Origin of the sequence: Citrobacter sp. Cpo089, assembly GCF_030332695.1 — a bacterium.
Taxonomy (GTDB): Bacteria; Pseudomonadota; Gammaproteobacteria; order Enterobacterales; family Enterobacteriaceae; genus Citrobacter; species Citrobacter portucalensis.
This window is the reverse complement of record NZ_JAOWHJ010000038.1, coordinates 57,192-69,956: the sequence shown is the minus strand read 5'-3', so window position 1 is coordinate 69,956 and position 12,765 is coordinate 57,192. Positions and strand designations below refer to the sequence as shown.

Genomic DNA, 12,765 nt, shown 5'->3' with positions numbered 1-12,765 from the left:
TAAGCACAGCGCCACCGGATGATAACTATACGAATTAACCTATCAGGCGCTTTGCGCCAGGGCAAGTTCCTCTTCCCGCGTTTCAATACGCTGGTCGCCGTTATACAGACGCGCATTTTGCAGCCCGACAAACAAACGTTCGCCGCGGCTTGGGGAATCATCGCCCTGCATGATGACCGTCAGCGGCTCGTTGTACCACCCCAGGGGTTGCACAACTAATTGGGTGTAGTGTCCTTTCGGGCTGGCTTCCAGCACCTGTACCGGCAACGGCGAATCCAGGCTGGTACGACGGCTCACGTCCACTTCCCACGGACGCAGGAACAAATCCACCGGTCCCTGATAGCCTGGCGTATAACCCAGCGGCCAGCGGTGTGCGCCCACGTGGAATTGCCCACCGCGAATCGTCCCCTGCAGGCGGTTAACCTCACCCATAAATTCCAGAACAAAACGGGTAGCCGGTTCGCGCCATACCTGATCTGGCGCATCAGCCTGTTCGATATGCCCCTGGCTCATCACCACCACGCGGTCTGCGACTTCCGTTGCTTCTTCCTGGTCGTGGGTCACAAACACGCTGGTAAACTTCAGCTCTTCATGCAGCTGGCGCAGCCAGCGACGCAGTTCTTTACGCACCTGCGCATCAAGCGCGCCAAACGGCTCGTCGAGCAGCAGGATCTGCGGCTCTACCGCCAGCGCACGCGCCAACGCCACGCGCTGTTTTTGGCCGCCGGAGAGCTGTGCCGGAAAACGGTCCGCCAGATGAGCCAGTTGAACCATTTCCAGCAGTTTGGTCACTTTTGCTTTGATGGCCGCCGCATTCGGGCGCTCACGCCGTGGCAGGACCGTCAGACCAAACGCGATATTGTCGAAAACGGTCATATGACGAAACAGCGCATAGTGCTGGAACACGAACCCCACCTTACGGTCGCGGGCGTGCAATCGGCTAACGTCGGTACCGTGAAAACGGATATGCCCGCTGGACTGATGCTCCAGCCCGGCAATAATGCGCAGCAGCGTGGTTTTGCCCGAGCCAGACGGCCCCAGCAGCGCAACCATCTGACCTGAAGGAATATCCAGCGAGATATCGTTCAGCACCTGGGTGCGACCAAAAGACTTCTTAATATTGGCAATCTCAATGCTCATGATTTTCCTCCTGCTGCGCGCGTTTCTCCTGGTTCTCCAGACGCCATTGCAACATGCTCTTCAAAAACAGGGTAATAATCGCCATCAGCGTTAATAGCGCCGCGGCGGTAAAGGAGCCGACCGTGTTGTAGTCCTGCTCCAGTAATTCAATCTGTAGCGGCAGCGATAAGGTTTCGCCGCGAATCGAGCCGGAAACCACTGACACCGCGCCAAACTCACCAATCGCACGGGCGTTGGTCAACACCACACCGTACAGCAATGCCCAACGGATATTCGGCAGCGTCACGCGGCGGAACATCTGCCAGCCGGACGCGCCAAGCAGCACAGCCGCTTCATCTTCATTGCTACCCTGGCTTAACATCACCGGCACCAGCTCACGCACCACAAACGGACAGGTCACGAACACTGTCACCAGCACCATCCCCGGCCAGGCAAACATAATTTGCAGGTTATGCTCATCCAGCCATCCGCCAAGCGGGCCGTTAGAGCCGTAAAACAGCAGATAGACCAGGCCGGCAACCACCGGCGAGACAGCAAATGGAATATCCAGCAACGTCAGCAATAGTTGGCGTCCGGGGAAGTTAAAGCGGGTCACCAGCCAGGCCAGCAACACGCCAAACACCAGGTTCACCGGCACCGCAATCAGCGCAATCAGCACCGTCAGCCAGATGGCATGCAGCATGTCCGGGTCCGCCAGATTCTGTAATACCGGCATTAATCCCTTGCTGAACGCCTGCACGAAGATGTAAATCATCGGCACCAGCAAAATAAACGCGGAGACCAGCATGCCCGTGCCGATCAGGAACCATTTCCCCCAGTTGATGCGGGGTGCGCCATAGCGTTTCAATTGGGTAATGTCTGCCATCAGTGACCTACCACACGTCGACCAAAGCGACTTTGCAGAGTGTTAATTGAAAACAGCAGCAACAACGAAGCCCCGAGGATCACAGAAGCAATCGCGCTGGCGGCCGGGTAGTCAAACTCCTGCAAGCGAACAAAAATCATCAGCGAGGTCACTTCCGTCTTCCATGCGATGTTTCCGGCGATAAAAATAACCGCGCCAAACTCACCGAGGCTGCGGGTAAACGACAGCGCAACGCCCGCCACCAGCGCGGGAGACAGCTCCGGCAGCACTACTTTACGGAAACTTTGCCAGCGCGTAGCACCGAGTGTTTCAGCTGCTTCTTCATATTCCGGGCCTAACTCTTCCAGTACTGGTTGCACAGTACGCACCACAAACGGAATGCTGGTAAAGGCCATCGCTACCGCGATACCGAGCCAGGTGTAGGTCACCTTGATATCCAGCTTCGCCAGCCACTCGCCGTAGAAGCCATTAACAGAAAACAGTGACGCCAGCGTTAGACCTGCCACCGCCGTAGGCAGTGCAAACGGCAGGTCCATCAGCGCATCCAACAGCGTACGGCCCGGAAAGCGATAGCGGGTTAATATCCACGCCATCAGCAAACCGAACACGCCGTTAAAAATCGACGCCACAAACGCCGACAGCAGCGTCACTTTATAAGCCGCCACCACCTGCGGATTGGTAATCACATCCCAGTATTGCGCCCAGCTCATTTGCGCCAGTTGCATCACCAGCGCGCTCAGCGGCAGCAGCAATATCAGGCAGACAAACAGTAAGCTGGTGCCCAGGCTCAAAGTGAAGCCGGGCAGCACGCGTCGGGAAGAAACAGCAAACATTTACTTACGCCCCGCCGCCAGCAGTTTGTCCAGCTCACCGCCGCTGACAAAGTGTGTTTTCATCACTTCAGGCCACGAGCCAAACTTATCTTCCACACGGAACAATTCGGTCTGCGGGAATTTATCTTTCAGCTTGTCCATTACCTGTGGGTTATTCACGCGGTAGTAGAAATCGGTAATGATGGTTTGCGCCTGCGGGCTGTACAGCCAGTTCAGGTAAGCTTTCGCCGCTTTTTCAGTACCGTTGGCCTGCACATTTTTATCTACCCAGGCCACCGGGAACTCCGCCAGAATGTTGACCTTCGGCACCACCACTTCGAAGCCCTGGTCTTCATACTGTTTACGGATATTGTTCACTTCCGATTCAAAGGTAATCAGTACGTCGCCCAGACCGCGCTCCACGAAGGTGGTAGTTGCACCACGACCGCCGGTATCAAATACTTCCACGTTTTTCAGAAACTGGGTCATGAACTGTTCGGTTTTAGCTTTATCCCCACCGTCCGCTTTATCTGCCGCGCCCCACGCTGCCAGATAGGTATAGCGTGCGTTACCGGAGGTTTTCGGGTTCGGGAAAATCAGCTTCACGTCCGGGCGAACCAGATCGTTCCATTCATGGATTTTCTTCGGGTTGCCCTTACGCACCAAAAACGCCATGGTGGAATAGAATGGCGAACTGTTATTCGGCAGGCGGCTTTGCCAGTCGGCAGGGATCAGCTTGCCTTTGTCATGCAGGATCTGCACGTCGGTCACCTGGTTATAGGTCACGACGTCAGCTTTCAGCCCCTGCAAAATCGCCAACGCCTGTTTTGATGACCCGGCATGAGATTGTTTAATCGTCAGTTTGTCGCCGCCATTATCCTTCGCCCATTGCTGTTCAAACGGCGGATTAAGGGCGGCAAACAGCTCGCGGGAAACATCGTATGAACTGTTCAGCAGTTCCGTTGCCTGCGCCTGCCCCACCAGCAACAGCATGGCTGCCAGCGTCAGTGTTCTTTTTTTCAATAAGTTAACGGCCATTGCGCACCCTTATAAATTAAATGACTTTCTTATGGTCATCATATTTATAACCAGTGCTAAAGGAGTAACGGTTTTATATACCGTTTGATGATTTGAAAGTTGAAAAGAGAATAAGGGGTATCTCCTCCCCAACACATGGGGAGGAGACCGGCATCAATCAGACGCCGACGCTTACGCTTTCAGGCAAAGTGCTGCCGCCATCAATCACGTTTTGCGTGCCAGTTAAATAACTGGACTCATCCGATGCCAGGAACGCCGCCAGTTCACCGACCTCAAGCGGGCAGGCCAGACGACGCATCGGGATCGCTTTAGCCATTTCGACTAAAACGGATTCAGGATCTTCCGGGTTAGACTGACGCGCAATGCTTTCCGCCATCGGCGTACGAACGTAGCCAGGGCAAATGGCATTCACGCGAATGCCGGACTGCGCATATTCTACCGCCAGGGATTTGGTCAAACCGATGATCGCGGCTTTCGACAGCGCGTAGGCCGTTTCGCCCGGGTCAGCAACCATATCGCCGGTCACCGATGACATCATCACGATGCGCCCATCTTTGCGCGCAATCATCTCCGGCAGAACGGCTTTCGTCACGTTCCAGACGCCTTTAATGTTGATATCAATGTGAAAATCGCGATCTTCATCGCTCATATCAAGGAAGTTGCCGAGGCGGCATACGCCGGCATTGTTCACCAGAATATCGATTTTGCCTTCAATCTGCTTCGCGCGCGTCACCGCTTCCTTGACCGACGCAAAATCTCTGACGTCAGCGTGAACGGCTGTGCAACGGTGCCCACGCCCAGCCAACTCATCCGCCAGTTTTTCAATCTCATCGGAGATATCCAGCAGGATTAAGTTCGCACCATGGCGGGCAAACGTTCTGGCGATACCCTCGCCAATACCCTGAGATGCGCCCGTAATCAATGCTGTTTTGCCCGTGAGTTTTCCCATTTCAATATTCTCCTTTTGAATATGAAGCCTTCGCTTCATTCACGCAGAAGATACAGCAATAACAAATTAGTGCTGAGGAATAGCTCACTAAATCAGGTTAATCTCAGGTAAAAAAAATCCCCGACGATGCGGGGATGTCTATTTCGTGGCCGATAACAGGATCAGCTCACCATTACAGCGCCATTAAACGGTCCAGCGACGGTGCAAAGTAATAGCCGCCGGTTACCGGTTTGGTGAAGCGCAGCATCGCATCACGCTTACCGTCAGTGTCACCAAACATGCTCAGCAATTGTTGTTCAATGTTGTGCAGACGAGCGCAGTAGGCGCAGAAATAGAGACCATGCGTGCCGCTGGCAGTACCGTATGGCAGGCTCTGGCGCACAATTTTCAGCCCTTTACCGTCTTCTTTGAGGTCAACACGGCTCAGGTGAGAGGTCACCGGACGGTCATCACCGTCGATCTCTTCGTTGGCTTCCTTGGTGCGACCAATCATCATTTCCTGGTCATGGATGCTCATGCGATTAAGCTGCTTCAGGTTATGTTCCCAACGCTGTACAAACACATAGCTGCCACCGGCATCCACGCCATCTTTGATAACGGCAACTTCACGGCGCGTTTCTTCGCCTGCCGGATTTTCCGTACCGTCAACAAAGCCGCTGAGATCGCGCTCTTCGACCCAACGGAAACCGTGGATTTCTTCTTTGACTTCAATACAGTCGCCAAATGCTTCCATTGCCGCCTGCGCAACGGAGAAATTCACGTCATGACGCAAAGAGAGAATATGGATCAACACGTCATATTGGGTTGCTGGTGCCAGACCTTTACCGTAAGGGATAAAGTCTTTTAACTCTTCAGCACCGACGCCGCCGCTCAATGCACGCCAGGTGTTGTTGCCAAAAGCGACAACCGCGCCCAGATGCGCATCCGGGAACTTAGCTTCAAAGGTCGCCAGCTTATCGGCGAAGGTTTTGCTGGCCGCACGCAGGGCATCAACGTCGCCTTTAACATTGGCTTCAATCCAAATCGCCGCACGGCAATGTTCTGGCAAAATGCCACTCTGAACCTGAGACATTGTTCCTCCTGAAAAAAAGATGCCACGACATCGTGGCATTGATGGGCGCTATTCTACCTGTTTTTTTAACAAGCCGATTTGTTCAGACGCAAATTAACGCCGCCAGATAATTTTGCTTACTTTCCACGCTTTCAGCGTGTCGTCAGACGGCATTATATCCTCAGGCCCGCTCCATTCACCGGAAAAAATATAGCTAATATGTTGACTTCCCTCAGCTTTACACTCAACGCCCGCGCTGTCATCGCCGGTTGCTTTTTGGCAATTACCGAAAGCTTTAGTGTAAAGGTCGCTAAACGGTGTACCGATTTCGACACCCGCGGCTGACGAAATATCGTGATCTAATATATCAATACGACTGATGGTTCCCTGGCTGCCGTTGATGACTATCGCCAGCTTGTCGTCTTTCATCGCTTCATAGAAGCGCACCACATTACCGTTATCGGTCTTCATTCCGCTACGCAGGCGGTAATCACCGTCCAGCGCATCAGCAATGGCTTTTTCATCCAGCGGCGTAGCGCCCGTTAACGCTCCGACGCCCTGCTCTGTGACCTGCGTTGAAGAACCAAACCAGTTCCACGGATTGGCGGCAGACCAGTTCACCGAGGACAACGTTGAACACCCGGCCAGTAGCAGCGGCATCGCGCATAAAGTCAAACGCAGTGATTTCATTTCACTTCCTTCCTTATTTATCAACGTTGCTTGGAGTCCGGTTTCCCCAAAAAGTGCCGTTATTCTTTCTCAAGGGAAAAACAGGCGCGCAGACGTTGATTGGTTAACAGCCAGATCAGCGCGACAATATCCGCCACCAGCAGCGCCAGTCCGACGCCATTGAGCGGATCTCCTGCCAGCCACATCACCGGCTGCCAGCACAGCAGCACTAGTTGAGCGAGAATCAATAATCCGCGCAGCCAGCGCCAGATCACCGGAAACGCAAAGCGTCGCCCGCTGAGTAAAAACGCCAACACGGCGGGAACGCCGGGAAGCAACCCCAGCCAGAATGCGTCATGATCGGGATAAAACAGATTCAGCAAGGTGTTGCCCTGCTCACGGGAAGAACCGGCAATCACAAACAAAACCCAGGTGCGTGCCTGCAACAGCAGTACGCACCAGAAGAGAAAAGGCAGGCGCAGACGCCCATGACCATCATAGTCGGCCGGATGAAACTCAGTACTCTTCATCTTCGATCAAACGCTTGCCCAGATTGAGTACATCCGCATGTTCATAGCCCAGACGTTCATACATGCCCTGTACGACGTCGTTATCGTCACGCACCATGATTTGAATCTTCGGACAACCGCGGGCAATGAGCTTTTTCTCCAGCCGGTTGAGCAGCGCATTGGCAATACCGCGTCCGCGAAACTCAGGATGCACGCCCAGGTAATAGGCGGAACCGCGATGCCCGTCGTATCCGCCCATCACCGTGCCGACCACCTCGCCGTTCACTTCAGCAACGAGGAACAAGCTGACGTCATGATTGACTTTACGTTCGATGTCCATTTCGGGGTCGTTCCATGGACGCAGCAAATCACAACGCTCCCAGAGGGTAATCACCTCTTCGAAATCTTCCTGGCGAAAAACGCGTATTTCCATGGTATGGGGTACCTTTTCAGGACGTTAAAAAGCGATTATGGCGCGAACGGCTGATTTAGCCAATATCTGACGCGAAGCGGCGGAAAAAATGGCATAATACGGAATTGTCACGTATTGAAATGAAAAGTAAAACAATTCTTATCTCGATCCGTCGCAACGGACTACGCGATACGATATAACGTTTAGAACCTTTTTTTTTACAACTCAGGCCGTATGAGCACTTTTAAACCACTAAAAACACTCACATCGCGCCGTCAGGTGCTGAAAGCCGGGCTGGCCGCCCTGACGCTGTCAGGCATGTCACAAGCCATCGCTAAAGAAGAAGCGCTAAAGACCAGCAATGGACACAGCAAACCGAAAGCGAAAAAATCCGGTGCTAAGCGCGTTGTTGTCCTTGATCCGGGGCACGGAGGGATTGATACCGGCGCAATTGGTCGCAACGGCTCGAAAGAAAAGCACGTTGTGTTAGCTATTGCCAAAAACGTGCGCTCGATCCTACGCAACCAGGGGATTGATGCTCGCCTGACCCGCTCCGGCGATACGTTTATTCCGCTCTACGATCGCGTCGAGATCGCCCACAAGCATGGTGCCGATCTGTTCATGTCGATCCACGCCGACGGTTTTACCAATCCGAGCGCTGCAGGTGCTTCGGTCTTTGCCTTATCCAATCGCGGCGCCAGTAGCGCCATGGCGAAATATCTGTCCGATCGTGAAAACCGGGCCGATGAAGTCGCCGGAAAGAAGGCCACTGACAAAGATCATTTGTTGCAGCAGGTGCTGTTCGATCTGGTGCAAACTGACACCATAAAAAACAGCCTGACGTTAGGCTCGCATATTCTTAAGAAGATCAAGCCGGTACACCGTCTGCACAGTCGCAGCACGGAACAGGCCGCCTTCGTGGTGCTAAAATCACCTTCGATTCCGTCGGTCCTGGTCGAAACCTCGTTCATCACCAACCCGGAAGAAGAACGATTGCTGGGTACGGCGGCGTTTCGTCAGAAAATCGCCACCGCTATCGCCAATGGCATCATCAGCTATTTCCACTGGTTTGATAACCAGAAAGCCCACTCGAAGAAACGTTAACCATGAAGCCCGATGCACAGCGCGTAAAACAGTTCCTGCTCAGCCTGCAGGATGAGATTTGTCAGCAGTTATCCACCGTAGACGGCAGCGAATTTGTTGAGGATAACTGGCAACGCGAAGCGGGCGGCGGCGGGCGCAGTCGGGTGTTGCGTAACGGCGGTATTTTCGAGCAAGCAGGCGTTAATTTCTCTCACGTCCACGGCGATGCTATGCCGGCCTCAGCTACCGCGCATCGCCCGGAGCTTGCCGGGCGCAGCTTTGAAGCGATGGGCGTCTCGCTGGTGGTGCACCCGCAGAATCCCTACATTCCAACCAGCCATGCCAACGTACGGTTTTTTATCGCGGAAAAACCGGGGGCCGATCCCGTGTGGTGGTTTGGCGGCGGCTTTGACTTAACGCCCTACTACGGCTTTGATGAGGATGCGGTTCACTGGCATCGCACGGCGCGGGATCTGTGCCAGCCGTTTGGCGATGACGTTTATCCACGTTACAAAAAGTGGTGCGATGACTACTTCTTCCTCAAGCACCGCAACGAGCAGCGCGGCATTGGCGGGCTGTTTTTCGATGATTTGAATACCCCAGATTTCGACCACTGCTTCGCTTTTATGCAGGCAGTAGGTCAAGGTTACACCGAGGCGTATCTGCCCATCGTCGAACGCCGCAAAATGATGAGCTGGGGCGAGCGCGAGCGTAATTTCCAGCTTTATCGTCGTGGGCGCTATGTGGAATTTAATCTGGTGTGGGATCGCGGCACGTTGTTCGGTTTGCAAACCGGCGGGCGCACGGAATCGATTCTGATGTCGATGCCGCCGCTGGTACGCTGGGAGTATGACTGGCAGCCGGAAGCAAACAGCCCGGAAGCTGCCCTTAGCGAGTTTATTCAGGTCCGCGACTGGGTGTAATTGCCTGATGGCGCTACGCTTATCAGGCCTACAACAACGGCAACCCCGTAGGCCGGATAAGACGCGTTAGCGTCGCATCCGGCACAATAGTCTCATCATGCCCACTGGCGCATACGCTGATGCAGCGTCAACGATGGTTTCTCCGCAAACAGCTGCTGGTAGTCGGTGGCAAATTGCCCTAAATGCCAGAATCCCCACTGCATGGCGGCGTCTTTCACCGTCGCACTCTGCGACCATGGGCTTATCAACTCACGGCGCACGGCGTTCAGGCGAATACGTTTCAACCATGCATTCGGGCCAATACCGAGGATCGCGTGAAAGGCGTTTTGCAACGTCCGGCGGCTAACGTGCAGTTGATTGCATAAGTCGAGCACGGTCAGCGGCTCTGACATATTTTCCAGCACATATTCGCGCGCACGCGACAGCAAGCGACGATAACTCTGATGGCTGATGCTCTCCGCAGTCATAATCGGCTGCGCTTCTTCCAGCATGGTGCCCATCGCCAGCAGCAGGTTATCCCCCAACACTTTACGCACCGCGGGTTGGTGAAGGTTTTCAGGATTCTCACTAAACGTCGCCAGCGCCTGCTGCACAAAGCCCCATAGCGCGGCTTTGTGTTGTTCTTTAACTTCCAGCGCCGACTGATTGCGCAGCATATGCAACACCCTTTCCGGGTTATGCAGGAAGTTGGCCTGACGAGCAATGGCCTCTTCCGAAATGACGACACCCAAAATGGTGTAATCATCCGGCGTACTCAGTTCAAACTCCGTCCCGCCTGGGCGGGTGGCAATTTCAGCGCTACCCAAACACTGGGTACCAATAAATCCCTGCTCGCCGCGCGTGGCCGGAATGCCAAACCAAAATGAGTTTGGCCAGACAAGGCACGACTGACGCAGCGCCAGTCCGGTGTATTCACGGAACACCTGAATATCATCGAGCAGGATTTCCGTGAACTCGCCATGAAATTTTCCCGGATGCAACTGGTCGTAGATCTGCTGCCAGGCGGTAATCGTCAGCGCATGCTCATACACATCCGTTGTTCGCCGTTGGTGAACGTTGTCCACTTCCACTTTCGGCGTCAGTTTAACGTCTTCGGGTAATACTTCATGATAAAGATGGTGCAAGTTTGCAGTACGGTTCTTTTTCATGATCTTTTAAGCCGGAAGCTTCAACGAAGCCCCCGGCCCTCCGACAAGTTAATTTTTTAAGCGGTAGCGACTACTGCGTTTACGCAACGCTCCATCAGAAAAGAGCTGTTCCAGCGCATTTCTGGCTTCATCAAGTGACCAGCCAAAGTGGGCAGCCACTTCCCCTGCCGTCATTCCTTGACGGACCGATGCTAACAGCGTCAGAAGTTGGGCAGAGGATTCAGACGTCACTGGGGCGTCCTGTGTCTTCTCTGGTTTCACTTCTGTTTTCGCTTCTGGCTTCTGTTCAGGTTTCTTCGGCTGGCGTTTAAAACCGCCGATCAGCCACTGGGTGTCATCGTCCGGCCGGCCTATTTCCTTACGGCTGATAACACGGCCCGTACGCGCTGCGGCTGCACTGCCAGCATCCAGCGCTGCGCGGCATGCCGCCAGATCGCCTTCCACCACCAGCGTCAGCCGACCAGGATCGAGCACTTCGTGGCTAAGCAGACGCACGTTCGCGGCTTTCAGCATGGCATCGGCCGCGTCCACGGCAGCCACCATGCCATCCACTTCCAGTAATCCCAGTGCATTGATCATCACTACCTCTCTTACGCGCGCTGGATTGGATTACGGGCAATATCCAGAACGGCATCGGTAAAGGCGTTACATGCGGCTTTACAAGCGGCCTGGCTACCGGTCAAAAACGCGGCTGAATAGTTAGTTTCTGACGGCGGTGGTACATAGGTCACCAGTTGTACATCGGCAGATTTCAGCGCGGCATCAATACCAAATGTCGCTTCCAGCGGCGGAGCTACCAGATACGCCATCGGATCACCCAGTCGGCATCCCGCGGTTGCGGAGAGATACGAACCGGTACGCGAAACCACATGCGCCAGGAAGGCGGTATCTTCTGCGTCATTCGCCCACTGGAATGCCGCCCCGCTTTCAATATTGGCCACCATCGCGTCCAGACCCGCGCGAACTTCGGCCGGGTTTGGTCCACCGAGCATAATCAGCACTTCGCCCGATGTTGGAGAAGGACTGTGCGCCGCACCGGCATACAGCGAGCGGCCATAAACCACTTCGACCATTGCCTGTTTTGTCGCTTCGTCTGCGGCAATATACGCCACGTCATCAGAATCTGCTGTGATGAGTCCGAGGCTACGTATATGTGGCGGCAACTTAAGTTCGCGGGCAAAACCGTCATTAACCGAGGCAATCACGCGCACCGCGGTGACTGAAGGTCTAATCAAATCTAATGCTGGCATGATGCCTCCTTAACGGGTCATATTGATGCCGGATGCTTTTTGCTCCAGCATGCGCTTGGCCAAATCCACAATTACTGCTGCCGCTTCAACCGGAGGCGTACCGCCCTGGTGAATGTTCGAGATGCAGGTACGGTCAGCCTCAACGGTGGTTGCCACACGCGGCGAATAGACGGCGTAGCAAGAAAGACTTTCCGACTGACCGAGGCCCGGACGTTCACCAACCAGCAGGATTACCGCTTTTGCACCCAGCAGTTCGCCGATCTGATCTTCGATTTTCACGCGCCCATAGCGAACAAAGAACGGCGTCCCGACTTTCAATCCAGCCTGTTTTAAGCCCGACAACAGCGGCGGCAGGATCTCTTCGTAGTTGGCGGTAATCGCGTCGGTAGACAGGCCATCAGAAATAATCACCTGCACATCCGGATTCATTACACACTGTGATTTCAGTGCTTCAATGGCTTCCGCACTCAGACGACGCCCCATGTCCGGACGCGTCAGATACAGGTTTTTGTCGCTGATTTCCGAGCGCACTTCCAGCAGCCCCTGGGCTTTTACCCACTCTTCCGGCACTTCTTTCAATACCGTATCTTTCGAACGTGAGTGGTCAGCCAGGAAACGCAGCAGCGCCTGGGTACGCGGACGAGGACCGGCACGACCGGTACATACACGCGCAGCGGTGCTACGGCGAAGTTCAGTCAACACCTCTGCACGGTGCGGATTCTCTACGCCAATCCATGCTTTGGCTTCGGCTGAGCCTAAGTCCATCGCGCAGCTTTCACCGGTCGGCGCGGCGCACTGCGTGGTGCTGCATTTTGCTGGTGCTGACGGTTCTTGAGCCTGCGGTTGAGACTCACCCATTGACGCCATTACGCTGCGTACAATTTCTTCAATCTGTTTTTGATCCATCGTGTGTCAT

The 12,765-nt window shown here is 54.4% G+C and carries 15 protein-coding genes; 2 read left to right on the top strand and 13 right to left on the bottom strand.

What is annotated here, in order from left to right; all coding sequences use genetic code 11:
• Window positions 1-42 precede the first annotated feature (42 nt).
• From cysA to OGX92_RS06285, 9 genes are all read right to left on the bottom strand, one after another.
• Entirely contained in the window at window positions 43-1,140 is a 1,098-nt protein-coding gene (cysA, locus tag OGX92_RS06325) for a sulfate/thiosulfate ABC transporter ATP-binding protein CysA (RefSeq protein ID WP_003038066.1), read from the bottom strand.
• The gene (gene cysW / locus OGX92_RS06320) at window positions 1,130-2,005 is read right to left on the bottom strand and encodes a sulfate/thiosulfate ABC transporter permease CysW (RefSeq protein ID WP_003038064.1); all 876 of its coding nucleotides are present in this window, start codon (window positions 2,003-2,005) and stop codon (window positions 1,130-1,132) included. The genes cysA and cysW overlap by 11 nt, the downstream gene beginning before the upstream one ends.
• Window positions 2,005-2,838: a sulfate/thiosulfate ABC transporter permease CysT gene (gene cysT / locus OGX92_RS06315; protein WP_003038061.1), complete on the bottom strand. Its 834-nt coding sequence runs from the start codon at window positions 2,836-2,838 to the stop codon at window positions 2,005-2,007. The genes cysW and cysT overlap by 1 nt, the downstream gene beginning before the upstream one ends.
• Window positions 2,839-3,855 carry a sulfate ABC transporter substrate-binding protein gene (locus OGX92_RS06310; RefSeq protein WP_286586334.1) on the bottom strand — a complete coding sequence of 339 codons (1,017 nt, stop codon included), beginning with the start codon at window positions 3,853-3,855 and terminating at the stop codon, window positions 2,839-2,841.
• 157 nt (window positions 3,856-4,012) lie between these two features.
• Window positions 4,013-4,804: an SDR family oxidoreductase UcpA gene (gene ucpA, locus OGX92_RS06305; RefSeq protein ID WP_003835020.1), complete on the bottom strand. Its 792-nt coding sequence runs from the start codon at window positions 4,802-4,804 to the stop codon at window positions 4,013-4,015.
• A 172-nt stretch (window positions 4,805-4,976) separates the two neighbouring features.
• A complete protein-coding gene (gene yfeX / locus OGX92_RS06300) occupies window positions 4,977-5,876 on the bottom strand; it encodes a porphyrinogen peroxidase (protein ID WP_003835022.1) in 900 nt (299 codons plus the stop codon).
• 93 nt (window positions 5,877-5,969) lie between these two features.
• Entirely contained in the window at window positions 5,970-6,545 is a 576-nt protein-coding gene (locus OGX92_RS06295; protein ID WP_003835025.1) for an RpoE-regulated lipoprotein, read from the bottom strand.
• 59 nt (window positions 6,546-6,604) lie between these two features.
• On the bottom strand, window positions 6,605-7,054 hold the full coding sequence (locus OGX92_RS06290; RefSeq protein ID WP_003835027.1) for a DUF2919 domain-containing protein: 450 nt from the start codon (window positions 7,052-7,054) through the stop codon (window positions 6,605-6,607).
• The gene (locus OGX92_RS06285) at window positions 7,041-7,466 is read right to left on the bottom strand and encodes a GNAT family acetyltransferase (RefSeq protein ID WP_003038048.1); all 426 of its coding nucleotides are present in this window, start codon (window positions 7,464-7,466) and stop codon (window positions 7,041-7,043) included. Before OGX92_RS06285 ends, OGX92_RS06290 begins: the two co-directional genes overlap by 14 nt.
• Window positions 7,467-7,679: 213 nt before the next feature.
• Between OGX92_RS06285 and amiA the strand changes: the two genes are divergently transcribed.
• On the top strand, window positions 7,680-8,549 hold the full coding sequence (gene amiA / locus OGX92_RS06280; protein WP_003038046.1) for an N-acetylmuramoyl-L-alanine amidase AmiA: 870 nt from the start codon (window positions 7,680-7,682) through the stop codon (window positions 8,547-8,549).
• A gap of 2 nt (window positions 8,550-8,551) precedes the next feature.
• Window positions 8,552-9,451 (top strand): oxygen-dependent coproporphyrinogen oxidase, encoded by a 900-nt coding sequence (hemF, locus tag OGX92_RS06275; RefSeq protein WP_048224960.1) that lies wholly within the window; start codon window positions 8,552-8,554, stop codon window positions 9,449-9,451.
• A gap of 95 nt (window positions 9,452-9,546) precedes the next feature.
• Here hemF and eutR read toward each other — a convergent pair whose 3' ends face one another.
• From eutR to eutC, 4 genes are read right to left on the bottom strand one after another with little or no spacing between them, the layout of a single operon-like run.
• The gene (eutR, locus tag OGX92_RS06270; protein ID WP_003835032.1) at window positions 9,547-10,599 is read right to left on the bottom strand and encodes an HTH-type transcriptional regulator EutR; all 1,053 of its coding nucleotides are present in this window, start codon (window positions 10,597-10,599) and stop codon (window positions 9,547-9,549) included.
• 48 nt (window positions 10,600-10,647) lie between these two features.
• Window positions 10,648-11,178 carry an ethanolamine utilization microcompartment protein EutK gene (gene eutK / locus OGX92_RS06265; protein ID WP_003835033.1) on the bottom strand — a complete coding sequence of 177 codons (531 nt, stop codon included), beginning with the start codon at window positions 11,176-11,178 and terminating at the stop codon, window positions 10,648-10,650.
• 11 nt (window positions 11,179-11,189) lie between these two features.
• Window positions 11,190-11,849 carry an ethanolamine utilization microcompartment protein EutL gene (gene eutL / locus OGX92_RS06260; protein ID WP_286586333.1) on the bottom strand — a complete coding sequence of 220 codons (660 nt, stop codon included), beginning with the start codon at window positions 11,847-11,849 and terminating at the stop codon, window positions 11,190-11,192.
• A gap of 9 nt (window positions 11,850-11,858) precedes the next feature.
• Window positions 11,859-12,755 carry an ethanolamine ammonia-lyase subunit EutC gene (gene eutC / locus OGX92_RS06255; protein ID WP_008785418.1) on the bottom strand — a complete coding sequence of 299 codons (897 nt, stop codon included), beginning with the start codon at window positions 12,753-12,755 and terminating at the stop codon, window positions 11,859-11,861.
• Between the last annotated feature and the right edge of the window lie 10 nt (window positions 12,756-12,765).

Bases quoted from the DNA above. Each gene is read 5' to 3' on its own strand.
- yfeX (WP_003835022.1), bottom strand. From the start codon at position 5,876: ATGTCTCAGGTTCAGAGTGGCATTTTGCCAGAACATTGCCGTGCGGCG.
- cysW (WP_003038064.1), bottom strand. From the start codon at position 2,005: ATGGCAGACATTACCCAATTGAAACGCTATGGCGCACCCCGCATCAAC.
- OGX92_RS06295 (WP_003835025.1), bottom strand. From the start codon at position 6,545: ATGAAATCACTGCGTTTGACTTTATGCGCGATGCCGCTGCTACTGGCC.
- OGX92_RS06290 (WP_003835027.1), bottom strand. From the start codon at position 7,054: ATGAAGAGTACTGAGTTTCATCCGGCCGACTATGATGGTCATGGGCGT.
- hemF (WP_048224960.1), top strand. From the start codon at position 8,552: ATGAAGCCCGATGCACAGCGCGTAAAACAGTTCCTGCTCAGCCTGCAG.
- ucpA (WP_003835020.1), bottom strand. From the start codon at position 4,804: ATGGGAAAACTCACGGGCAAAACAGCATTGATTACGGGCGCATCTCAG.
- OGX92_RS06285 (WP_003038048.1), bottom strand. From the start codon at position 7,466: ATGGAAATACGCGTTTTTCGCCAGGAAGATTTCGAAGAGGTGATTACC.
- eutC (WP_008785418.1), bottom strand. From the start codon at position 12,755: ATGGATCAAAAACAGATTGAAGAAATTGTACGCAGCGTAATGGCGTCA.
- eutR (WP_003835032.1), bottom strand. From the start codon at position 10,599: ATGAAAAAGAACCGTACTGCAAACTTGCACCATCTTTATCATGAAGTA.
- OGX92_RS06310 (WP_286586334.1), bottom strand. From the start codon at position 3,855: ATGGCCGTTAACTTATTGAAAAAAAGAACACTGACGCTGGCAGCCATG.
- eutL (WP_286586333.1), bottom strand. From the start codon at position 11,849: ATGCCAGCATTAGATTTGATTAGACCTTCAGTCACCGCGGTGCGCGTG.
- cysA (WP_003038066.1), bottom strand. From the start codon at position 1,140: ATGAGCATTGAGATTGCCAATATTAAGAAGTCTTTTGGTCGCACCCAG.
- eutK (WP_003835033.1), bottom strand. From the start codon at position 11,178: ATGATCAATGCACTGGGATTACTGGAAGTGGATGGCATGGTGGCTGCC.
- cysT (WP_003038061.1), bottom strand. From the start codon at position 2,838: ATGTTTGCTGTTTCTTCCCGACGCGTGCTGCCCGGCTTCACTTTGAGC.
- amiA (WP_003038046.1), top strand. From the start codon at position 7,680: ATGAGCACTTTTAAACCACTAAAAACACTCACATCGCGCCGTCAGGTG.